The following is a 23,944-nucleotide window of genomic DNA, read 5'->3' as shown; positions in this document are numbered from 1 at the left end:
AGATTAATATACGTTTGAAGAACAATTTATAGCCAGACTAAAAGAAGTTATATATCCCATCTTCAAAATAATTATATTCTTCATCCGTTATTCTTAACTTTCCATACCCGTTATAAAATATTTCTCTATCTCTTTCATTATCAAACGCGTTCTGTTTCGGTCTAATGGCTAATGCTACATCATATCTTGGATCGCCATAAGCTGCTCCTGCCCAGTCAATAACTCCAACAATATTGCAATCATTAACTAGCACATTATCTATAGTAAAATCTCCATGGATGAAAGTGTTCTCTATTGGTTTTGGTCTTGCTTCTTTCAACTGTTGAAGTAGCTCTGCTGATCCGTCTACAGCAAAGTGAGTTAGATTATATTCTGCTTTATTAAGCATTGTATCTAACCAAGGACTGTCATTGTTCAATAATTCAACAGGACAAGAGCATTCATGTATTTTCTTTAAACAAAGCCCAAAGTTAAAAATCGCTTTTTCTTTACTTTGGAGGTCAGGCATCTTAGAGAGAAATTCTCTTAAACTTATTCCATCAATATAATCCATCAGAAGCCATCTCGATGTGTTCTCAGTATGAAATGAATATACCTTTGGAACAGGGAGTCCCGTATGGTAAAGGTATTGGAGCACCTTATATTCATCGGATAACCATTCATTATAAAGATCGTTTTCTGTCTTCTTGATGATGTACTTTTGATCAAACGTATCCAGTATAGCCACAGTAGAAGTATGACCTTGCTTAGGAAAAGTGATTTTCTGGACTTCCCCTATATGTTCTTTTATTTCAATTGGGAGATCCTGAATATTCATAGTTTCATCCTTTCTACTATCTCATGCTCTTTCTGATCATGTTCTCGTCGATAATTAAGCTCTAAAAGTACAAATCCCATCCCATAATAAAAGCAGCAAATAGGAAAGCCGACATGCCAGACATGATGTATACCGCCTTTTGCTTTTTACTATAGCTTCTTTTCAGCAGTTTGTAGAACAACAAGACAAGATACACCACAGCTAGAATCACATAAACCAGGTTCAAGATGAGATGTATGCGCAATGAAGAATAGGGGGAGAAGCCTAAGGCGCGCATGAACAATAGGATCGTATTCAAAATGAATGCCAGACTGGCGATATTAATGACAATATGATATTTATCGAACCCTGTACCGGGTCTTTCCCAGTTGTTTAATTTGTATTTGGATAACCGAATAAAATAGCCAATTATCGCTCTCAAACTGAGCAGGATCGCAATTGCAAGAGCAATAAAAGATGCTTTGATCAAGTTTATCGTTAAGTTGGATACGGGCAAAAAGTCATTATAAGGAATGGAGGCCTTCTCAATAGCACCGTTACTCTCAACAACATTTGCAAAGTTACTAAGCTCAAATGTTGTATACTTCTGCAGACTTAACATCGAATATGCCTTTGTAAAACCGGAAACGACCCGTCGCGCAGGCAGATAATATCCTCCACTCTCAGATTCAACTGAATTCGTGCTGAAACTACTTCCATACACCTTCTGGACAAGACCAACGTTATAAGCCATTTCATTTGACTGGTTTGTCATGACTACTAACCCAAAATTAGATTCCGGGTCAAAAACAAATTTACTTGAAAATCCCGCCGTACTTCCAGCGTGTTCCAGTGCAGGCACCCAGTATTCCACTTCAAAGAAGCCATGTGCAATTCGTGGAGTTGAAGTCCCATCGTAATATAGACTTGTTGACAGCATCTCGTCTAAGGTGTCATTGTTCGCAAATAATAAATTACTACGATCCACCGGCATTAAGGCTGCAAGAAATCTAGCTGCATCCTCTGCTGTGCCCATGGCGCCCCCCGCAGGGTACAAGCTTATGTATGCTCTATTCTTAGAGATGAGTTTCAGATTCGTAGTGTACCCCTGAATCTCGTTTCTTCGTTTCAAGACGTTTAAATTATCATACTGTGACGGGTGAATCGAAGTGTCTTTCATATTCAGCGGTTTAAATATATGTTCGTTGACATATTTGTAAAAGGGTTGTCCGCTTTGTAATTCAACGATGTAAGCAGCCATAGCCGTACCATAGTTTGAATAAGCAACGACACTCACAGGTTTATCGATCTGCCTCGGTTCAAATTTTTGTAAAGCTTCACCTAATTCCACAATATCACTCTCGGATGAATACCATAAATCGATCAATCTATCCTCCCATCCTGCGTTATGATGCATAAGGTTCATTAGGGTAATGGGAGCATCGTATTCAAGATTCTTTAGAAATCCTTCCGGCAAATAGTCCTGAATATCGGTATCCAAATCAAGCTTTCCCTGTTCTACAAGCTGCATAACACTCGTCCAAACCAATAGTTTAGAAGTTGAACCCCATTCAAACACAGTAGAGGTGTCTGCTTTTCTCTGTTGCTCAATATCTGCGTATCCATAGGCCTTATTCACAATAGTCTCACCGTTCTTGATAGCTACAACCGAAACGGCAGCGGTATTCTTCTGATTAGTAGCCACATATGAATCTATTGTTTCCTCTAGCGAAGACAACGCAATCCTGGAGGGCGTTGTCTCCACATTCTCTACCTCAGCGTTTACAGGTACCGCACATGTCGTAATGATGAATGCAAGTATCAGAACACAAGCGATTACTTTATTAACATAGTAATATCTTCGATTAATCTTAATTAGCCACTCTCCTTCAAATTTTTTATTCATTGTAGAGTGTTAGTTCTATGGATTAAATAGCGCTTAATTCATTTGTTGAAATGAGGAAGTCTCAACCAGTTAATTACCAAGTAAGAAGTGATGAAGTACCAAAGCTTGAATAACTTAGTAAACTGCTGATCGGTCGGAAATATGCCGTTTTTTCTCCAATCTGTAACAATATCTTTACAACTAACATTTTCTTGTGTGTTTATTCCGTTAATACTTTTGATTTGGTGACTGCTGTGACGTGAATAAGGGCCAAATAAATCAGAAGCATTAAACATACCAAAGAAGCACCCCTTATAATGAGAATTACTATGAATTTGTTTATCTAGCGAATATACCAAATGGTTTACTTCAGGTCTGATAGACTTTTTATCATATAAGCTTTTGTTTCGAGTTATATCCATATTTATGGTCTCTAGAATATTGCTTAGCCTTTTAATAAAATCAGATTGTGTGTAACTATATAAGTTAGCCCATTCATACAGTACTACGCTAATTTCTTTTTTTACTATTGCACCCTTAAACAGATAAGAACTATTGAATATGTCTTTATTATTGTTCGTAACTTTTTCAAATGCGGACAAATTATATGTTCGAAGAAGCTCGGTCATCTGAATTGCCCATAAATACTCTTGAAATGAATTTGCTTCTACGTAATGTTCTTTTCCTTTGTTCATGATATGATTTGCATACTTCAAAGCTCTTGAATCAGCGATTTGAACATCTTTCGTTTCTAGCACATTCTCTATGTCGCTTATATTAATATGCTCCCCCTTTTGTACAACTTCTTTAGTAACCTGATGACTCCAAAGGTGTCCTAATTTAGAGTGCGCTTCATAGTAGCTTAGGAACACGCGATGTAATGAAAAAAAATTACTTTCACCTACACTTGAAATCATGTTATCCACATCTTTATGATGAACCCGAAATAAGCGCTTTTGCTTGGTAGCGTACCCATCTTCTACATTAATTGTTTCTCCATCCTCAAAATCAATATAAAAAGAATTTAACGCAGGTAATGTATCAAAATGAGCAGAAACAATAAGTCCGGAATTTTCTGAGGATAATCTATGCAAGTTAATTTCTCCTTTTAATTCGTAAATTCAATTCCAAGTAGATTCAATTCATTTATACTAACTTCATGCCCCTATAGTTTTCGTGCCTTTATCACAAAGATTACAGGGAGCATCTTTGCTTTATTAGCAAAATCATCATTTTACAGTTGCATCAATTATCAAAGTAACATTTTTTAATAACAAGTCTATCCTCTTCTGCAGCAACACATTTGTGGATGACAAAAGTTGTCCTTTGGTATCCCAAAACAAGCCATTGGTTTAATGAATACTACGTTTATCCATGTCACTTTCCTCCAAACTAAGAGTCAATAAACAATTCCACATTTTGAGTAATTTACCTTAATTATTTCTATAATAACCCATGCTGCAATATTTGCGAAGTGAATTTAAAAGCGCATACATTTCTCTCCAAATCAAAAAGAACCCTCCCGCAGGAGCGTTCTCTGTGAATGATTAGCCTAAGCGTACATCAGATCCATATACCCGCGAGTTACATCTTCACCTTCGGCTTGTTCGGGTTGGTCTACTTGTGCGTGTTCTGCCATGCAAGCCTTCACCGCTTCCTCTGTCGTACAACGATTCGCATCGTCACATGTGTAGCATAATTGAAGCATATATCTGGTTAATTCATCCGCCTGCGTGATTTGAGTTTGACCGTTGGTTCTCATCTTCATCACTCCTTCTCTTGTTGAGTTAAATATATCACCTTCTAGTGGATTTATTTGTGATTTATTTCACAAACTAAGCAAAAAAAGAAAAGGAACCCGTAGGCTCCTCTCCTTTCTCCTATCTATTCACATCGATAACACTTTAGTTTAAAGTACTTTCCAATGTACACCGCCATCTACCGTTTGCAATAACAATGATCTTTTGGCATCTGTATTTTCAACCAATATCCAGCCAAGCTTGGGGCTAACCATCTGCATCTTCACAATCTCCGGATAATCTTCGAGAATTTTCTCCAGTACACTGCTTGCAGGAAGAGCGCTCCACGTTTTGCCCGCATCCTTGGTGTGGTAGGTTATGCCCTTTTGCATCGCCCAACCTTCAGATGCGTTCAGAAATACTGGTGAAAGGTTACGATTCGCACCTGTTTGTTTGTTTAAAGTGAAATTGGACAGCTTCCAGCTCTTACCGCCATCGGTGGTAAAGAATCCATTGAATGTTGTGCTCTCCCCTTGAGAACAGGACATTGACATCCAGGCTGACTGCGCTTCACGTCCAAAAAATTGTGGTGAACTAACACTGAAATTACCACACCCGTTGAATTTGTTTCGATCAAAGAAGGATGGTCCAGTATTCCAGTTCTCTCCGCCGTCTGATGTTACATACAACTTCGGTGTGCCGAACTCCAGCGCTGTTAAGAAACCATGCTTTGGATCCGAGAAAGTCATGCCCGTGGTGTATCCACGTTTGGAAATCTCTTCTGCTTCCTGTTTGCCATCTTCATCACTGGAAGACATCCGATTCCAGGTAATTCCACCGTCCTCGGTGAAGTAAAGTTTCTTGTCCTGTTTACCAATAGCGGTATCGACCGTAGTGAGAATCCAGCCTTTTTCAGGAGATACAAATGAGATCGCAGTCACTTTATCCGTCTTGGACAGAGAAGACAGGCTCCAAGTTACGCCTCCATTGTTGGTGCGAAGCACCATGGTATCTGTTCCACCCATGCCTTCACGAACAATCCAACCATGTGCACGATCTACAAAATAAATGCTTTGTCCATATTTAGGGTTAGCCGGAAACTGTACATTTTCCGAAGGTGAAATATTGGTCCAGGTCTTTCCCTGATCCTGAGTGTAGTACAGGCGCAGCGCATTCCGTGTCACACCCCACGCCAATCCTCCGTTGTCATTGAGCAACTGAAAATCGGTCAAACGGGTCTGTATTTGGTACTTGGCGTTATCCGCAGATTCTGTACTGTTGACAGGGGGAACGACGGTTAATGTCTGCCCTGTATTCCCGGCATCCTCCTGCTGCTGCGGAGGTTCTGCTTCCGGAGGATCTGAGTCGGTGCATGCAGCCAATAAGGCTGCTATACCTATAGACAGCAATGCTGTCTGCGCGATTTTAATCCATTGCAAACGCAAGTGGGTTCCACCTCTCTCATCCAATATACAGGCGCGCATGCCTGTCCTATGGCGTTTTATTTACGATTCATCAGAATCCACTGCTCCTATTCTACCACAAACCTTATGTAAAAGGCTCATTGGCTACGTATGGGCTGGCCACTCCCTTTTTCCAGTTACCATTAATTTCATCCTAAACTGTTTTTCGACGGAATAATTGGTAAAAAGACATGAAATGTGAACTATTTTATAGACAACACTCGCTTTATATTCTCTAATCCCTTAATATGGATGGGAGTATAACCCAAAAAGGAGATGATATGAACATGACAAATAGTGCAGCTCTGAAACCCAGTCGTGTCGTGATTGTAGGCATGGGTGCGGTGGGAACAACAACGGGATACACGCTAATGTTGAGACAGCGTTCGTCCGAGTTGGTATTTGTGGATGTGAATCATGATAAGGCAACCGGCGAAATGCTGGATATGAACCACGGTCTTCCATTTACGGGAGGCGTGAAAGTATGGGCTGGCGATTATTCCGACTGCAAAGATGCAGATATCATTATTATTACAGCCGGTGCTTCCCAGAAGCCGGGCGAAACCCGGATTGATCTGCTGAAGAAAAATGCAAGCATTTTCAAAGATATTATTGAGCGCATTACTGAAGTGAATTCTCATGGTATTTTGCTGATTGCAACCAATCCTGTAGATATTCTGTCCTATACTTCATGGAAACAAAGTGGATGGCCTGCTTCCCGTGTCATCGGTTCAGGTACATTGCTCGATAGCGCACGTTTCCGTTACCTGATTGGTAAAAATAAAGGGATCGACCCGCGTAGTATTCACGCACACATTATTGGTGAGCATGGAGATTCCGAAGTACCGGTATGGAGCCTGGCTAACGTTGCAGGAACAGATCTGGAATTGGATGAAGAAACACAACAGGATATCTTCGACCGTACCAAAAATGCAGCGTATGAGATTATTAATGCCAAAGGAGCGACTTCCTATGCAATCGCACTTGCTCTGGACCGCATTGTAGCTGCAATTCTCGGCAACGAAGGCTCCGTTCTGAACGTATCCACTTACCTTGAAGATTACAATGGTGTATCGGATGTTTATCTGGGTGTTCCATGTGTTGTCGATCGCAACGGTGTGCGAGAAATTCTGCCTCTTCCGCTGAATGAATCCGAGAAAGTGGCTTTCCAGGCATCTGCTAACAAATTAAAAGAACAGATCGCTGGATTGGAATAATCAAGCAACGCAATCATTCATATCGTGAACGATTTAGCATGTTAAACGGTGTGAATTAAGAAATCTATGCTAGCCAAAAGGACCATTTGTTTCTTCCAGAGAGAAGAAGCGAACGGTTCTTTGGTTTGACTTCTATTTATATAACTATTTAGATATCAGATATTAGTTTACATAATATTAATTATGTTTAAATATCCGCCCATCAAATCAATAACAAAAAAAGCCTGTCACTTGGACAGACTCCTTTTTGGATTAAATATTGGCTTTTTTCTTCTAATATGTCGGAAGTTTTACGTCCAGCAGAGCCATAGCCTCTTCTTTCTCCCTACTGGTGACGTGTGTGTACACGGTTGTTGTTTGAATCGATGCATGACCAAGCAGTTCCTGTACCGTACGCAAGTCGGCTCCACGCCGTAACATCATGGTCGCGAACGAGTGACGCAGCTTATGACTGGAGTAGTTTTGACGTTGATTGGCTGGTGATTCCTGCTGGAAGCGTTCAAAGGTTTCCGTAGATATGAGCTGGATGCTGCGAATCGACAGTCTCTTCCCTTTTTGCGAGACAAATAGTGCTTCCTCTTTTGGCCGCCAAGGATCGAGACGCTCAGCCATCGCTTGAGATAATACTTTTGCCACAGTCTCCGGTACAGGGAGTGAGCGCCATTTACGGCCTTTACCAAATACATCTAATGTACGCCGCTCCGCATTATAGTCTTTGCAATCCAACGCATGCACTTCTCCAACCCGTAATCCCATATATCCCATCAGTAGAAAAACAGCCAGATTACGTGTGCGATACTTGCCTTCTACCGACTCCAGGAAACGTGTCAGCCCACTTTCATCAAGGAAAACGGGCGCACGGTTTTTCTCGGTTTTGGATTTTTTGATCCCAAACGCCGGATTATTGGTTAACAATTCGAGTTCAATGAGGGACTTGTAAAAACAGTTCACCGCCGCATGTTTGCGATTTCTCGTGGCATCACTAACCCCACGCTCCCGGGCACGGGACAGAAAAGACAGCACATGCAGCTTTTTGACCTGCTCCAGTGACTTTCCTTGAATGGAGACCAGGAATTCCACCACGTCACCTGTGTATGATTTTACTGTATGGCCTGTATATCCGGCGTCCTTCATCCATATGTGAAAAGCTTCTAGCTCGTCCGCATATTGCTCCTGAATCTCCTCGGTCATCATCTGTCTACGTCACCTCAATTCGGTTCTTTATAAGTTGAACAGAGCCCCTAGGCTTCATCCACAATGACAACGTCAATTAGCGGAATGATCACTTCGGGTTTGCCTTGACTACGGGTAAGTACAAACGATGGCAATGGATTCTCGTGCAGCCCATTCACGGATTCACAGATCTGAGTATACAGATCCATATGCAATGTCTCGCCTTCACCCGCCACATCAATAACAGGCCAATCATTCTGCACACAGGCAGGCCAATAAGCCAGCTCATTCGCAGGTACGATACTTAATTGCTGAATGGACGGATCAATACGGTAGATCCCTTGCCGTTCAGGTTCATCGCCCAGCTTGTCCACAGCAAGTATTCCAGCAGACTGCTCATCTGGTGCAGAATAGAGTGAATAACACCACGGAGTCACGCCCCAGGCAATCGCCATAAGCCCCTCATCCAGCAAAGTATCCGACAAGTTTCCTTCAGCAAATTGTTCGATCAGATTATGGTTACCCGGTCCCATCAGTTCCTCTAAACGTTCAACGAGTCGAGGCAGGTCAGCGAGAATAAATCCCCCTCTGCCATAGGAGTCAAACACATGATGGTTTCTGCTCCACACAGCTTGAGATGGTGAATTCAACGACGCTGCTTCTGCCGGGAAAAGCGATGTATATACGGTGATAACTTGCGCATACTTAACCATTGCAAGTTGTTCAGGTTCGAGTGCACCTTCAGCAATACGAGGTGTTTTCATATGCAGGGAGATTCGAAGTTCGTATTCCCCTTCTACAAATGCTGACCAACCCAGATCAACAGGCTGTTCAACCCCCTCAATAGAAGCAATGGAGATTGTGCTATCCGGTTTCAGGTTAACAGCATACTGCATGTATGCTAGCTCCTGACCATAGATTATATTGGCATCCTGACGATTGACGGGTGAATCCAACTGTTGTGCAATGACAGATACCTTACGTCCATCCTTCAGAAGGCGCTGCGGATCAATATCCAACTGCAATCCGTCTTCACGTCCTAATTGTGAAACAATTAATTGCGCCTCTGCAAGTACAGATGAGTCAGCTAGTGCAAATCCAAAAGCTGCTTTTTGATGATCTGAATTCGTATGTAATGGTGTGTTCATGATACATCCCCTCTCTTATGTCTGATGGCATGTCACATCCCCAAATATATTTCATATTTGGCTTAGCCGCAACCCCGCCCCCGTGATTAAGTTCGTCACGTCCCTTATTACTTACCCATATATGAAGAAAATCCCAACCTTCCCCTGCTGTTATCATCCTTTATCTTTCTAGATAAAAAAATCCCCATCCCGCTTCGCCTAAGCGATACGAAATGAGGAAAAATGAAGATGTTCTCGACTAATCTATTTATCCTTTGCTCTCAAAGCACTCGAGATCCGGCGTGCCGGATTCAGATGACTGTAATGCCGTCCATAGGCAAAGTAGATGATCAATCCAATGATCAACCAAACAAAAAACGTAATCCATGTCAGCGCTGCAAGGCGTGTCATTAAGTATACACAACCCAAGGCACTCAGAATCGGAATCAGTGGCACAAGAGGAACGCGGAATCCGCGTTTAAGATCAGGGTTATTTTTACGCAACACAATAATGCCCAGACTTACAACTGCAAAAGCAAACAATGTTCCGATGTTCGTAAGCTCCGCCAAATGTCCCAACGAGATGAACCCGGAGAACAGAGCCACGATAATGCCTGCAACCCATGTTCCTACCGCTGGTGTCTGACTCTTGCCACTAACTTTGGAAAAGACCGGAGACAGCAGTCCGTCACGAGACATGGAATAGAGCAGACGTGTCTGACCATACATCATGACCAGCAATACGGTCGTAATGCCGGCAATCGCTCCAAGAGATACAATCCAGGACAATCCCTTCAATTGGACATATTCAAATGCAAACGCAACTGGATCACTTACATTCAACATGTTATAAGGCACAATCCCTGTGAGGATCAACGATACAACAATGTAGAGAACGGTACAGATTGCCAGTGACGCAATAATTCCAATCGGCAAATCCCGTTGTGGCTGCTTAACTTCTTCCGCCGCTGTAGAGACCGCATCAAATCCGATGTAGGCAAAAAATACCGTCGCTGCTCCAGCTGTTACACCTGAGATACCAAAAGGCAAAAATGGCTGCCAGTTGGTTGGCTCTACATAGAAAACACCTACACCAATAAAGATCAGCACCACGATAATTTTAATCGCTACCATGATACCGTTCGCACGAGCCGCCTCCTTCACTCCTCGGGTGAGCAGGAAGGTGATGATTAACGTAATGACCGCAGCCGTGATGTCAAAATAAGTCCCTTTTTCCGGGCTGAACGCACTCGTAAGCGCATGAGGTAACTCCAATCCGAATCCGGACAATAACGTCTGGAAATATCCTGACCACCCACTGGCTACCGCCGCACTTGCGAATCCATACTCCAATATCAGATCCCATCCCAAAATCCAGGCAATCACTTCGCCAAAAGCCGTATAACTATACGTGTACGCACTACCCGATGCCGGTATGCTTGATGCAAATTCCGAGTAACATAATGCCGCGAATGCACATATGATACCTGCCAACAAAAATGACAGTACAAGACCCGGGCCGGCATACGTTGCGGCAGCTACACCAGTCAACACAAAAATCCCTGTGCCGATAATGGCACCCACCCCAAGTGTGGTTAAGTCCAACGGACCGAGCGCCCTTTTCAATGCACTGCTGTTATCGCCGTCCGAGGCAATTGGTTTTTTGCGAAATAATGAAGATCGTTGTTTGTTCTCACGCATAGTCATGTTCCTCTCGTCATGAATCTTGAATGTGCTATGGATGTAGCAGCAATTGGATGGCTTCCCATCTGTTCTATGAAAAAGTCATTTGTTCTATCTTATCGATCACCTATAAAAACCTATCGAATTCTACACGTTATCGCGTTGCTTGGTTAAATTTATTTTTGAAGATCACTTATTTTGTTCTTTTTCCGCGAAATTTATCATGATCTGTTGCACGTGGATGAATATGAAAATGGATTTAAAACAAAACTGCGTATAATTTATATTATGCGCAGTTTTTATGAGCTTAATTTCACACGAAAAACATCTTATATCTCTTGTTATCTGAAGTTAAGAAAAAGAGAGCTCTTTTCGTCTTTTTCCGCTGTATCTTCCTACCTTATCCTGTCTAATTCCACGATATGAAGGCATGTAAAAGAGCCACATAGCGTTATGCGGCCCTTTATTTCTTACTATAGGTAGAGGTGTATATAAAAATACGAACTGACTTCATTTCAGCTTTTTATGAAAAAGTAAATTATGAGAAAGCAATTCTCTCTGCATCTGACATCCTGTATTGGGTTAACAAATAATCTTTGCTCTGCATCGCCGCATGACGAATCGCATCCAGATCAACATTCAACAGCTTACCCTCTCGCTTCACGAGTCTACCTGCCACAAAGACCGTATCCACGTTGGATGGATTGGCAAATTGCACAACAGCGCCGATTGGATCATGAACGGGGAACATATTCAGATCGGTGGTGCGAATCATGATCAGATCCGCTTCCTTCCCTGGGGTCAGCGTTCCTACCTTCTGCTCCAATCCCAATGCCTGGGCACCAGCTGAAGTTGCAAATCTCAGCACTTGGCTGGACTGCAAGTTCAACTCACCAGGCATCTCACCCTGCTGCAAAAGTTGTTCATTGGCTCTGGATCGTTCAGCTTGAAGTGCAAACTTCATCTGCGAGAACATATCTCCGCCTGTAGACGTCACTACATCTACACCAAGTGTAGGTGTTCCCCCATGTTCAAGAAAATTGCCGGTGGCCGGATATCCATGACCCATCATCATTTCAACCTCAGGTGTGACCGACAAGGAAGCGCCGCTATCTGCCAGCATTTTGTATTCATCCATGCCCATGGTGTTACCATGAACGATATTCACCCGTGGACTTAAGAGTCCAGCTTCGTACAAGTGACTAATCGAGCGATCCACAGATCCCCAACTGCCAAATCCGGCATGCATGGAACAGATCGCATCCAGCTCCTGTGCTAGTTCGATCTCTTTCACGGTTGTATCCCAATGACTGAACTCCGGACCACGAATGGCAAGCCCATAAGTAAGTAATTGATCCCGTGATGAAAAATAACGTTCTTTGACTCTTCTGACATCATTATTCGAATACGTGAGTTGACTATCCCGATTCCAGTAGTCCGTCTCACCAGGTACTCCGTGAGCAAATACCGCCCGAATGCCAGCATCCTGAAGTCCACGAATCAATTCATCCGTATGATCAGGGGAATATGGCATGCTCCAATCCATTACTGTCGTCACTCCTGCGTTAAGCGCTTCCAAGGAACCGAGCAGGTTGGCAATATAACTATCTTGTGGGCGGAGCTTGCTTCCCATCGCACCATAATAGAGATTTTGCAAATAAACTGGTAACGACCAGTTGGTTCCCGCTGTTTTGACAAGTGATTCCCACATATGCCGATGCGTGTCCACCAGCCCAGGCATAATAATCATCGATGAAGCATCAATGATCTCCGCATCCGGAATATCCAGGTCGGGCTGAACCGCCATGATCAGTGAATCCTGAATCAGAACGTCCGCCCTCTTATACTGTCCAATTTTAGCATCCATCGACAACACACAGCCATTTTTCAACAGATAACTTGTCCGCACAAGAAACATCTCCCATCTATTTTGGTTTGAAAGACGATCACATCCTGCTTACGAATCTGTACTACTTCTGACTATTTTTTCGCTAGTATATATACATTATATAGTTATTGTTAGTATTTATCAATTTTGGGATTTACGTTTCGCCCGAAATCTTCTGACCTTCATCAGATTTCCACACATCTTATCATCACAGTACTTCTGTGTTCTGCTTCGGGTATCATCATAGAACATCCAGCGACAATCCGAATTATCACAGATCCGGATCCTGCCGCCTTCTCCCTCTACCAAAGTCAAAGCAAAGTCAGCAGCTACCTCAGCCATAACCTGACTCCAATGTGCTTCTACAGCTACCAGTTGGAGTTTCAGTTCCTGATCAATCAATATTCTTCTCACATGCCCTGCTTGCATAACGCCGTTCAACCATTGTTTTTCTATATCCGTTAATGATGCTCCAGAAGATAAGCGGGCTCCAAGAGCTATCAATTCATTCCTGAAATTTCTCATCGACAACTCCTCTTCTGGAGATGCAGGGACAGAAGCTTTAAGTTGCCATCGTTCCAGAAAATCTTGCTGCCAGTTCGCCTTCCCAAGTCTGTCCTCCGATCGATCTCCCCCACGCCAGTCGTGATAATCGCTGTTTACAAAATCGGTCCATAACCTGTCCATATATATCCCCCGTTCATGTAACCATCTAATTAAATAAAGAAGGTTACAACTCATCTTTGACGTGTTATATTAAGTGTAACCTCATTAATCAGTTTTAGCTAGTTACATCACCTATCACAATTATACGCAAGGAGGAAAAGGCAATGACAAAAACAACAGCACTAGATGTGTTACTTATTCAAAAGGATGATACTTGGGATCAATGTAATTGGATTGTACCTTTGTCGAAATCCTTGGAGGGTCTTACAGCAGAACAAGCAGCCTGGATTCCACCCTCAGGAGGATTAAGCATCTGGCAGTTGGTTAACCATATGTATTATTACAACCATCGCTTATTATGTCGCATGCAAGGTAAGGAGCCTACCCTTCCTGCTGTAGACTCCAATGAATACACATTTGGGAATCCTGGAGATGCAACGGACGCAGCTGGTTGGAATACACTGATGCAGGGTACAACTCGATTAGCCCAGCAGTTGCGAGATCAATTGGCTGCACTACAAGAGTCAGATCTTGAAGCCGCATATATGGACTCTGAAGAGAAATGGGCACACGAACTGGCTCGCTGGGTACTCCATGATGCGTATCACGCAGGTCAGATCGTGCTCCTTCGCAGACAGCAAGGAAGCTGGAAAATCGTTTTCTAAAAAAAATGCTTGAACTGCTAGCGCTTACAGGAATAAGATGAACTTATTAATGTTACAGCTTGTTCAACACACTATATAATTGAATAGGATCTTCGGGGTAGGGTGCAATTCCCAACCGGCGGTGATGTTCTTCGGAACCAGCCCGCGACTCGCTAATTGTTCTTAACGAAGGACATTCAGCGACTGACTTGGTGTGAATCCAAGGCCGACGGTACAGTCCGGATGAGAGAAGATCAACACATTGACATGCCGTTCACGGGAAGGCCTCTTTCCTGACGCATGTCCTTGGATGAGCCCCCGTTTATTTGGTATATACCAAAACGGGGGCTTTTGTCGATTTTGCCAACTGAAGATTCCGTGTTCTGACGAAGGAGTCCTGAATATGGAAAAGACATCAGCAGCATCACCTGTTTACCGCAAGGAACGAAGTAATACCGGATTCTGGCTTGTAGTTCTCGGCGCCGCCTTATGGGGGGTCGACCCACTCTTCCGAATTATTTTGCTAAACACGATGACATCCACGCAGATTGTACTGGTGGAACATATCATCGTCAGTCTTATTGCCATTCCCGTGCTGTGGAAATTCCGGTCTGACCTAAAAAACCTGCGCGCTCGCCACTGGATTGCCGTGATTTTTATCTCATGGGGAGGATCAGCACTCGCAACGGTATTGTTCACCATGGCACTAACACATAACGATCCGAATACGGTGCTTTTATTGCAAAAAATGCAACCACTCTTCGCTATCGTGCTGGCTAAACTGTTATTAAAAGAAACGTTGCCACGTCGCTTCGGTGGATTGTTCTTCATTGCATTAGCAGGAACGTACCTGCTTACATTTGGCTTCACATTGCCATTAGGTAACTGGGACAACTGGATTCATGCTGGAAGCTTGTTATCCCTTGGGGCCGCTGCCTTATGGGGAGGTTCAACCGTTATGGGACGATTGATGCTGGGTCAGGCGCGTTATGAAACGGTCACCTCCCTTCGCTTTGTCGTTGCTCTCCCGCTCCTGATCTTTATGACGTGGAACGAAGGTGCGGCATGGACGTTTCCGTCCGGAACGGGTGAACAGACTGCTGTCATCCTCAACATTCTCGGTCAGGCATTGTTACCAGGTTTGCTCAGTCTTCTGTTGTATTACAAAGGTCTGTCGTCAACCAAAGCCTCTGTTGCAACACTCGCAGAACTTAGCTTCCCGATGGCAGGTGTGTTGGTGAACTGGATTGCTTTCCGTACACTGATTACATGGGAGCAACTGCTTGGTTTTATTCTGATCTGGGTGGCCCTCTTCGCCATTTCCAGACAGCAGGAAAGATCATCAAATGCGGCCGATGCTGCACCGAAGCTGCGTACAGAGTAAGTGGATATATCTGAGGTTCACATATAAACAAATAGTCAAATATAAAATAAAACCATTGCACATCAAATTAGATGAGCAGTGGTTTTTTATTTCCATGACTCGATATTACTCGATCATTTTCTCAATTAGCAATATGAGCTATTAACCCTTTGCTTTATCTCTATTTCGCAAATGAAAATCCCCCTCTTTTCCCTCCAACCTCATAACGAGTATGCATATCATCGCACTATGTCTCTTCTATCTTTTGTCTTTTGTCTAATCCGGTGGTACGATGACATATGGAATAAACAGATGAAATATATTCAGAGAGGAACGATCATAATGTCTTCATTCTCATATACCTCCTACGACGCCGTAGGTTTGGCTGAACTGATCCGATCCCGGGAAGTATCCCCGGTTGAAATGCTTGAAGCGGCGTTAGCACGCCTTGAAGAAGTGAATCCGCAACTTAATGCGGTTATTCGTACATATGAATCTCGTGCACGGGAGGAAGCCGGTTTGGTTCGACCTGGAGAACAACCTTTTGCCGGTGTTCCCCTGCTCCTGAAAGATATCTCGCAATCCTTGGAAGGTGAATTTCTGACTTCAGGCTCCCGTTTGTTCAGCGAGCATCGTGCATTACGCAATTCCAATTTTGTCACTCGACTCCGTGATGCAGGCTTTATTTTCATAGGACATACCAATACGCCTGAATTTGGTTTGAAAAATATTTCCGAGCCCCGTCTTCATGGTCCCACTCGCAATCCATGGAATATCAATCACACCCCGGGTGGTTCAAGTGGTGGTGCCGCTGCCGCTGTAGCTTCAGGTATTGTTCCTCTTGCCGGAGCCAGTGACGGAGGAGGTTCGATTCGTATCCCGGCTTCCTTTAGCGGATTGTTTGGGTTAAAGCCAACCCGCGGGCGCACACCTGTAGGACCGGGAGTTGGTCGTCAATGGCAAGGCGCATCGATTGATTTTGCCCTTTCTCGCTCGGTTCGGGACAGTGCTGCATTGCTTGATACGTTACAAGTCATTCAGCCCGAAGCTGCGTTCCATGCTCCACTCTTTCCAGGCAGTTACTTGACTGATATGAGCTATCCACATCAACGTAAACTGAACATTGCATACACAACGGATTCTCCAGTGGGTACACCTGTCAGCGCAGAAGCCAAAGAGTCTGTATACAAACTCGTTCGCTGGTTGGAAGATCAAGGTCATCATGTTGAAGAAAAACTTAGTCCAGTCAATGGAGTTCGGTTGATGGAGAACTATTACATGATGAACAGTGGTGAGATGGCCGCGATGATCTCTTCCATGGAACGATCCATGGGCCGGGCTCTGACCTCCGATGATATGGAGATTGAATCTTGGGTTCTGGCTGAAGCAGGCAAAAAGGTGTCCGCTGCGGAGTTTGTACATAGCTTAGCAGAATGGGATGTAGCTGCAGCTCAGATGTCCACCTTGTTTGAGCGTTATGACTTCTACGTCACACCTGTTAATGCTTTTCCTGCGCCTAAGATTGGTGAATTAACGCCTCATGACGAACAGATCCGTAATCTGATGCGAATTAGTGAATTGGACAAGACACAGCAGCAGCAACTCATCTATGAAATGTTTGAGCCAAGTCTTACGTATACACCGTTCACCCAGCTTGCAAATCTGACAGGTCAGCCTGCGATAAGTGTACCTCTGCATATGACACCTGAAGGTTTGCCAATGGGTGTTCAAGTGATGGCAACCAAGGGACGCGAAGATTGGTTATTACATCTGGCTGGACAGCTTGAACAATCAGACCTCTGGATCGGAATGAGAGGTAATCCACTGTTCCCAGCATAAAGGCATATAATGTGGTTTGTGTTTAAATTCACCATTGGATGTTCCTGCCTGAGTAGAGTACGGCGCCATAACAGTGCATGAAAGCTTCATCTGCTCCGCATACTGAAAGCAAAAAGTAGCGGAGGAATGTGACGGATGAATACGAATCAGCGCCATAAACAGTCTTATCGTATCCCAGCCAAAACGGGATATGCCCTGAAAGTAAGCAAGGGTTCTTTACTACGCATAACGGATCTGGAGGGACAGCAAGTCATTGATTTTGTGGCATACGATGCTATGGATGCTAACCATCGCTTGGACCCCGGCGTGACAATGGACGTATTGCGTACTTATCGCATTAAACCAGGACAATTTGTGTATTCCAATCAATATCAACCCTTACTCAAGATTGTCCGTGACACCGTTGGGGTACATGATTTCTTTAACTCCGCTTGTCGACCAGAGATGTATGAGGTGTTATACGACAAAAAGGATCATGCCAGTTGTTATCACAACTTGAACACGGCACTAGAACCCTTCGGAATCTTACCGCCGGATCAACACTATCCATTCAACCTGTTTATGAAGTCCGTTGTAGACAGTGAAGGCAAGATTGATGTTGTAGCTCCCGACTCTCGTGCAGGTGATTATATCGAGATGGAGGCATTAATGGATCTCACAATTGGGCTCTCCGCCTGTCCTTGTGAAGAAAGCTCATGCAACGGATACAACTGCACCCCAATTCAATTGGATGTGGAACTTTAACAGAATAACAAGGCCTTGACGCAGTATGAGATAAAAGTAGTTTGTTCTATTTCACTCCTTGCGGGAATACGATGACTTGTACCCATTTTCTGTGACGACTGGTACAATTCATCGAACCCGTTAAGGAGTGAACGTGTTTATGTCTGTACTGTTCAGTTATATCATTCTGGGAATATCATTGTCCGCTCCAATCGGTCCGATTAACGCCGCCCAACTCGACCGTGGAGCCCGCCACGGATTCATGCATGCTTGGATTCTAGGACTCGGAGCTATGTTTGCAGATTTGGTGTATATGCTCCTGATTTATTTTGGAGTTGCCCATTTTCTGGACACGCCGTTCATGCGCTCTTTTCTCTGGTCATTTGGCAGTTTTATTCTGATTTACACGGGAGTGGAAACGCTCTCGAAGCTAAAGCAAGGCATTCAAGGCACATCTACTGCGGAAGCAACTGTTCGAAAATCTTTTATTTCCGGATTTTTGATGGCCCTGTCCAATCCACTGAATATTTTATTTTGGCTGGGGATCTATGGCTCTATTCTCGCGACAACTGTGAAACATACGGATACCGCTCATTTGCTGCTCTACAGTTCAGGCATATTCATTGGTATCCTGGTATGGGATGTCATTATGGCTGGAATGGCCAGTCGATTCCACAAACATAGCAGTGAGAATGTATTGCGCTGGATCTCTATCATTTCGGGAATCTGCCTGATCGGATTTGGTTTGTATTTTGGGTACGAAGCTGTACGTTCCATTTTTTTCTGACAACAAAATCAGGCTGGACAGTCACCCAACTTCCCCCACATTAATACTGTAACGGTATCATGTGGAATGGAGTTGGGAATCAATGGCGGAGCTGTATAGTGCCGACGAAATAAACACCTTGTTTGAGCGTCTTCCATCTTGGCAGCAGGACGCTTATTCGCAATTTGCAGATATGATCGCCGATGAAAATAATACGTATCCGTGTGTACCTGGACGAATGGGATTTCTGTCAGGGCATTTGAGGTACGGCTTTACGTGTGACCCCCGATCTGAACATGCTGCCGAAGATATGGCCGATCTGCTTAGACAATATGGTCCTGTATCCAGAGACACTGGTCATTACGCTTCGATGGTCGTGATCTGTGAGACGCCAAGTGATCTGAAAGATCATACAACGGTAGAGCAATATCAGACGTTATTCTGGCAAATGCTTAATCGGGTAAGTTCACACGATACCGAGCCGTGGCCGGAACATATCTCAACCGATCCTCATGATTCATCATGGGAGTTTTGCTTTGGCGGAGAGCCTTATTTTTGTTTCTGTGCAACTCCTGCACATGAACTCCGAGCCAGCCGGCATTTTCCTTATCTCATGTTTGCTTTTCAACCACGGTGGGTATTCGAATCCATTAATGACAACACCCCTCTTGGCCGTAAAATGAAAACCTTAATTCGCAAACGTCTCGCTGCGTATGATGCTGTACCTGCTCACCCTTCGCTGATGTGGTATGGTCAGCAGGATAATCTGGAATGGAAACAGTATTTCCTGCCTGATGATGAGCAGACACCTTCCAAATGTCCATTCATGCGGATGAAGCAAGCCCTAGGCAAGTTGACGAAATAATCTTAAAGCACTCATTAATCCGTTGTGCGACCTCCACGAAAGTTGCTGAAAGGTACTTATGGTTTGGATGGTGCTGACTGCGGTGGTTTCGAGCCACGTACCTTATGAACAACATACGTGATGATGCCAAGGAACACCAGAAGTCCCACACTTGCCAGCAGACCCGTTCTGCTGGCTTTTTCCATCGCTGTCCCAGCCACAGCAGCTACAATTAATACTATGGCAATCCATACTTTGATGCGATTCCACTTCACGGGCTTCATTTTTTTAATGTACGTGATGCAGATGAGCAGCCATGTATACATTAATACCAGACTACCTGCTGTCGTCACATATTCAAACAAACTCTTGGGCATCCATAATGCCATCAACGTAGACAGGACTAATCCAGCCGCTGTACAACACAATGCCTGAAGTGGCATGTCCTTTTTTCCCCGGGTCTTCGTGAACAACTTTGGTGCATCTCCATCTTCCGCGAGTTTCACCAACATGGACGTAATGGCATATAACGAAGCCACCATTGTCGAGAATCCGGCTATAATCAGAATTCCGTTGAGAATGTGGACCACAACAGTGAATCCAATGGTTGACATGGCCTTGACAAGTGGACTTTCATCTGGAGTTAACTGAACTGAAGGCACAAGCAACAGGATCAACGCAATTGCAATCACATAGAGTGTACTCACCGTCAATAGCATTACTCGACCTGATTTCACTGCATCTTTTGGTTCTTTCAGGTTAGCTGCCATCAAACCCATAACCTCGATCCCGGCAAAAGCAAAGAATGCATAGATGAAACCGGTCCAAACGCCTTTACCTCCATGCGGAAACCATTCATTCTTCAATTGCTCGGGTGTGACTTTTACAGGTAACCAACCCAGACAAGCCGCTCCTGCTATAGCTATAAATGCAACCGTTGCAGCAAGTTTGATTACAGCAAGAATATTCTCCGTTTTGGTTAATCCCTTCGCTCCCAGTGCAGCAATGAACAGACCTATAGCGGCATAGATCGCAACAAATGCCCATAGCGGAAACTTGGGAAACCAGAATTGAGAGAACAGCCCAAGTGCCGTTAATGAGCTGCCCATGATGAGCATTTCAGAGAACCAGTACATCCATCCACTACCAAAACCAGCCCAAGGTCCGAATGCTTCGCCCGCATACGTTCGAAAAGCGCCTTCCTTTGGATCATCTGCCGTCATCTGTGCCAGCGCACCAAATACAAAGTAAGTACCTGCCGCCGCCAGTACCAACAATATAAGTACGGATATGCCGGCCCAATGAATCGCGAGACTGGTTCCCAGAAAAAATCCCGTTCCCAGTGTGCAACCCGCGCCAAACAAGGATAGGCTGAACCAACTTAGTTTTTCGTCGTCGTTTTTACGGTGTTGCTGACTTTTCATGAAGCTCCTCCTTCTGCCTTATCCCCTTACGATTTACAGGTCATGGAGGTTTTATGTCTGTATTACCAAAAGAATTATTATTAGTTTACATAATAATTAATATGTTAAAATTATTCTGATAATGAATTTAAGATGTATGCTTTTAGAGATTATTCATAAAGATATATTTTCAATTTGATTTAAACCCGCAAAAAAGTGGTTGACTTCAATCGCTTATAATGGTTTTCCTTTAAACTTGGTGGTGCGTCAATGTGGCTGTTTGAGAGAGGGTAACTAAGGTGAGAAAATGATCTTTCTATCGTGAATTTTTCATATGTTGAAATATTATAACTTAGTCGTTATTTCTTTTAAATTGAACGTAGATTGCCTATTTTTCGTATTTTCTCAATATCTTCGTCGTTTTTTATAAATTTAGTCGTTTATAAGAAGGGCTACTTCCTGGGATTTTTCCTCTTTCATCCTTTGTCACCCGTTTTGAACTAAGCTGACGTATAGGTATTGTTCTCTAATATTATTCTCTAATATTATTCTCTAGTATTTTTCGCAGCCTCTTTTCCAATCATTGTTGTGAATTTTTCATATGTTGAAAATATTTTATGTTGGTCATAAAAAAGCCGCCATATGGCGGCTTCGCTAATATTTCTGATTTAAGTCCGGCCAGTCCAATCTGCTCCGGCGATTTCTTTCCATCGTGCTCTAATTTCATCATACAATTCCTGTGGGAGTTGCCCTTTAGCCACAAGATCAGCATTTTGCTGCCAGCGATTGGGCTTGGCTGTTCCTACAATAGCTGTGTCTACACCTTCGGTACTTAGCGTAAAACGCAGTGCTGTTTCCACCGCTACCTGGGCATCTTCACCCAGAAAACTATAGTTCAGTTCACTTAAGCGCTTCCAGTATATAAATGGATAAGCCTCTTCTGAAAGTGTATCATACGTCCAGGCCGCATTGGCAATTGGTCTTTTGGCGATGACACCCATGTTTCTTTTTCTTGCCTCAGGCAACGTAAGATCAATTGCTTCCTGATCTGCGATATTTAATGAAGTCTCCAGGCTGTCAAATACTCCGGTCTGAATCGCATATAGCGCATCTGTTGTATCCCCACTGTATCCGATAAACCTGGTCCTACCTGATTCCTTGGCACGCTGTAGTACTTCGATTACTGCTCCTTGTCGGAGTACTTCTTCAGAGCAGCTATGCAAATGGATAACATCCACATAGTCGGTTTTCAGCCGTTTCAGACTACGGTCAATCGTTTGCTCCAGTACTTTGGCATCCCAATCCGGACCTTCGATCCCGGCAGCATGTCCACATTTGGTGAACAAATAGTAGTCATCACGCCGATGTGACAGCACCTCACCGATTAATTCCTCGCTGTCACCGTAACATTCAGCCGTGTCTATCACGTTTAATCCAGCATCCAGGGCACTATTCAGCAATGTGGCTACATCCGTTTTGGATACATTTTTGCCTATTTCCGCTCCGCCAAATCCAAGTGTACTTACGTTCATGCCAGTATTACCGTACTTGCGCGTTTCCATGGTTATCTTCCTCCAAGTTCAGTGAATTGGGTACAGATAAATAGAAATACAGATTAACTTCAACTTCCCTTATGTTATTACCCATGAGTGGGTTATGCCACCCACTTTTTCCAAAATGTAACCAACTTCATTTATTTAAAATCCATAAATGGACATTCCACCGTCAACCAATAACGTCTGACCCGTTATGTATCCCGCTGCATCTGATGCCAGGAATACAACCGGCCCTACCACTTCTTCGAGTTCTCCCACTCGCTGTAGCGGTGTGCGGCTTACAATTTCCTGCAAATACTGGGGATCATCCAGCAGCTTTTCAGTCAAAGGTGTTCGGAAATACCATGGCCCTACTGAATTGACACGGATTCCATACTTGCCCCATTCCAGTGCGAGAACTTTGGTCATATGAATTAATGCAGCTTTGGTCGCACCATATACAACCCCTGTCCGCAAAGCCGTATGCCCACCTACCGAAGAGATGTTAATGATCTTCCCAGTCCCACGTTCTTTCATATGCTGACCCGCCAATTGCGAAGCGAAGAAAGCCGATTTTAAGTTTGTCTGCATGATGGTCTCCCACTGCTCGTCTGTTACTTCAAGTGCTGGTGTCCGTATGTTCATACCTGCGTTATTCACCAGAATGTCCAGGCTACCCATCTCCGAGATCGCCTCTTGAAACGTCTCTTCCATTTGTTCTTTTGATGTCACATCCGCTTTCAGAGCGAGCGCTTTACGCCCTGTCTGTTCATAGATGTAGGCTGCTGTCTCCTCAATTTCTTTCATCGTTCGGGATACAAGTACAACGTCACTGCCTGACTGGGCAAGTCCAATCGCAATTGCTTTTCCGATCCCTCTCCCTGCACCTGTCACCAGTGCTGTCTGTCCATCGAGATGGAATGTGGGTACGTTCATGTCACTCACTCCTTCATCAGATTTATAAGTTGAACTAAAGATTATTTACACTGACACTACGATGACAGAATAACCTTCCAATCGCTGTTATCCCCAGATTTTTTGATTCCCTTTTCTGAAGGGGAAAATCCGAGGATAGCGTATTCTTCCGATGCAGCTTTCTTTCAGAAAGCTTTTAGGCGAACGCTTCGCTTTTTCAGGTTTTTTCTGTCCTCTCCGTTATCGTGTAAATGATTAGTTCAACTTATATCGCA

General features: G+C 43.8%; 20 protein-coding genes and 1 riboswitch. Of the genes, 7 read left to right on the top strand and 13 right to left on the bottom strand.

The window, feature by feature from the left end; translation table 11 throughout:
- Positions 1-37 precede the first annotated feature (37 nt).
- From MKY28_RS08890 to MKY28_RS08870, 5 genes are all read right to left on the bottom strand, one after another.
- Positions 38-817, bottom strand: a complete 780-nt coding sequence (locus MKY28_RS08890) for a phosphotransferase family protein (RefSeq protein WP_340935699.1) — start codon at positions 815-817, stop codon at positions 38-40.
- Between the two features lie 61 nt (positions 818-878).
- Positions 879-2,702 (bottom strand): serine hydrolase domain-containing protein, encoded by a 1,824-nt coding sequence (locus MKY28_RS08885; RefSeq protein WP_340935698.1) that lies wholly within the window; start codon positions 2,700-2,702, stop codon positions 879-881.
- 38 nt (positions 2,703-2,740) lie between these two features.
- On the bottom strand, positions 2,741-3,775 hold the full coding sequence (locus MKY28_RS08880) for a hypothetical protein (RefSeq protein WP_340029205.1): 1,035 nt from the start codon (positions 3,773-3,775) through the stop codon (positions 2,741-2,743).
- A gap of 458 nt (positions 3,776-4,233) precedes the next feature.
- Positions 4,234-4,443: a hypothetical protein gene (locus MKY28_RS08875; protein WP_340935694.1), complete on the bottom strand. Its 210-nt coding sequence runs from the start codon at positions 4,441-4,443 to the stop codon at positions 4,234-4,236.
- A 147-nt stretch (positions 4,444-4,590) separates the two neighbouring features.
- Positions 4,591-5,865: a WD40/YVTN/BNR-like repeat-containing protein gene (locus tag MKY28_RS08870; RefSeq protein ID WP_340935693.1), complete on the bottom strand. Its 1,275-nt coding sequence runs from the start codon at positions 5,863-5,865 to the stop codon at positions 4,591-4,593.
- A gap of 305 nt (positions 5,866-6,170) precedes the next feature.
- Between MKY28_RS08870 and MKY28_RS08865 the strand changes: the two genes are divergently transcribed.
- The gene (locus tag MKY28_RS08865; RefSeq protein ID WP_076217081.1) at positions 6,171-7,100 is read left to right on the top strand and encodes an L-lactate dehydrogenase; all 930 of its coding nucleotides are present in this window, start codon (positions 6,171-6,173) and stop codon (positions 7,098-7,100) included.
- A gap of 273 nt (positions 7,101-7,373) precedes the next feature.
- Here the strand turns inward: MKY28_RS08865 and MKY28_RS08860 are convergent, their stop codons facing one another.
- The 5 genes from MKY28_RS08860 to MKY28_RS08840 form a co-directional block, all read right to left on the bottom strand.
- Positions 7,374-8,294, bottom strand: a complete 921-nt coding sequence (locus MKY28_RS08860; protein ID WP_047843346.1) for a tyrosine-type recombinase/integrase — start codon at positions 8,292-8,294, stop codon at positions 7,374-7,376.
- A gap of 47 nt (positions 8,295-8,341) precedes the next feature.
- The gene (locus MKY28_RS08855) at positions 8,342-9,421 is read right to left on the bottom strand and encodes a hypothetical protein (RefSeq protein WP_340935692.1); all 1,080 of its coding nucleotides are present in this window, start codon (positions 9,419-9,421) and stop codon (positions 8,342-8,344) included.
- Positions 9,422-9,664: 243 nt separating this feature from the next.
- A complete protein-coding gene (locus tag MKY28_RS08850) occupies positions 9,665-11,101 on the bottom strand; it encodes an amino acid permease (RefSeq protein ID WP_340935691.1) in 1,437 nt (478 codons plus the stop codon).
- A 520-nt stretch (positions 11,102-11,621) separates the two neighbouring features.
- Positions 11,622-13,001, bottom strand: a complete 1,380-nt coding sequence (locus MKY28_RS08845) for an amidohydrolase family protein (protein WP_340935690.1) — start codon at positions 12,999-13,001, stop codon at positions 11,622-11,624.
- 111 nt (positions 13,002-13,112) lie between these two features.
- On the bottom strand, positions 13,113-13,658 hold the full coding sequence (locus MKY28_RS08840) for a CGNR zinc finger domain-containing protein (RefSeq protein ID WP_340935689.1): 546 nt from the start codon (positions 13,656-13,658) through the stop codon (positions 13,113-13,115).
- Positions 13,659-13,801: 143 nt separating this feature from the next.
- Between MKY28_RS08840 and MKY28_RS08835 the strand changes: the two genes are divergently transcribed.
- The 6 genes from MKY28_RS08835 (at position 13,802) to MKY28_RS08810 (ending at position 19,837) form a co-directional block, all read left to right on the top strand.
- Complete coding sequence (locus MKY28_RS08835; protein WP_100527414.1) at positions 13,802-14,302, top strand: DinB family protein; 501 nt, start codon at positions 13,802-13,804, stop codon at positions 14,300-14,302.
- An 84-nt stretch (positions 14,303-14,386) separates the two neighbouring features.
- A riboswitch (FMN riboswitch) is annotated at positions 14,387-14,540 on the top strand.
- A 144-nt stretch (positions 14,541-14,684) separates the two neighbouring features.
- Positions 14,685-15,665, top strand: coding sequence for a DMT family transporter (locus MKY28_RS08830; protein ID WP_340935688.1), 981 nt, complete (start codon positions 14,685-14,687; stop codon positions 15,663-15,665).
- 321 nt (positions 15,666-15,986) lie between these two features.
- Complete coding sequence (locus tag MKY28_RS08825) at positions 15,987-17,483, top strand: amidase (RefSeq protein ID WP_340935686.1); 1,497 nt, start codon at positions 15,987-15,989, stop codon at positions 17,481-17,483.
- 135 nt (positions 17,484-17,618) lie between these two features.
- On the top strand, positions 17,619-18,227 hold the full coding sequence (locus MKY28_RS08820) for a DUF1989 domain-containing protein (RefSeq protein WP_076317642.1): 609 nt from the start codon (positions 17,619-17,621) through the stop codon (positions 18,225-18,227).
- Positions 18,228-18,366: 139 nt separating this feature from the next.
- On the top strand, positions 18,367-18,993 hold the full coding sequence (locus MKY28_RS08815) for a LysE family translocator (RefSeq protein ID WP_017688112.1): 627 nt from the start codon (positions 18,367-18,369) through the stop codon (positions 18,991-18,993).
- Between the two features lie 82 nt (positions 18,994-19,075).
- On the top strand, positions 19,076-19,837 hold the full coding sequence (locus MKY28_RS08810) for a YqcI/YcgG family protein (RefSeq protein WP_047843355.1): 762 nt from the start codon (positions 19,076-19,078) through the stop codon (positions 19,835-19,837).
- A 56-nt stretch (positions 19,838-19,893) separates the two neighbouring features.
- On the opposite strand, the gene MKY28_RS08805 is transcribed toward MKY28_RS08810, so the two are convergent.
- From MKY28_RS08805 to MKY28_RS08795, 3 genes are all read right to left on the bottom strand, one after another.
- A complete protein-coding gene (locus MKY28_RS08805; protein ID WP_340935684.1) occupies positions 19,894-21,240 on the bottom strand; it encodes an amino acid permease in 1,347 nt (448 codons plus the stop codon).
- 647 nt (positions 21,241-21,887) lie between these two features.
- On the bottom strand, positions 21,888-22,781 hold the full coding sequence (locus MKY28_RS08800; RefSeq protein ID WP_340935681.1) for an aldo/keto reductase: 894 nt from the start codon (positions 22,779-22,781) through the stop codon (positions 21,888-21,890).
- Positions 22,782-22,916: 135 nt separating this feature from the next.
- Entirely contained in the window at positions 22,917-23,690 is a 774-nt protein-coding gene (locus tag MKY28_RS08795; RefSeq protein ID WP_340935679.1) for an SDR family NAD(P)-dependent oxidoreductase, read from the bottom strand.
- Positions 23,691-23,944: the final 254 nt, after the last annotated feature.

Source organism: Paenibacillus sp. FSL R5-0473 (genome assembly GCF_038004565.1).
Taxonomy (GTDB): domain Bacteria; phylum Bacillota; class Bacilli; order Paenibacillales; family Paenibacillaceae; genus Paenibacillus; species Paenibacillus amylolyticus.
The sequence above is the reverse complement of the archived record's forward strand: the minus strand, read 5'-3'. Positions and strand labels throughout refer to the sequence as shown.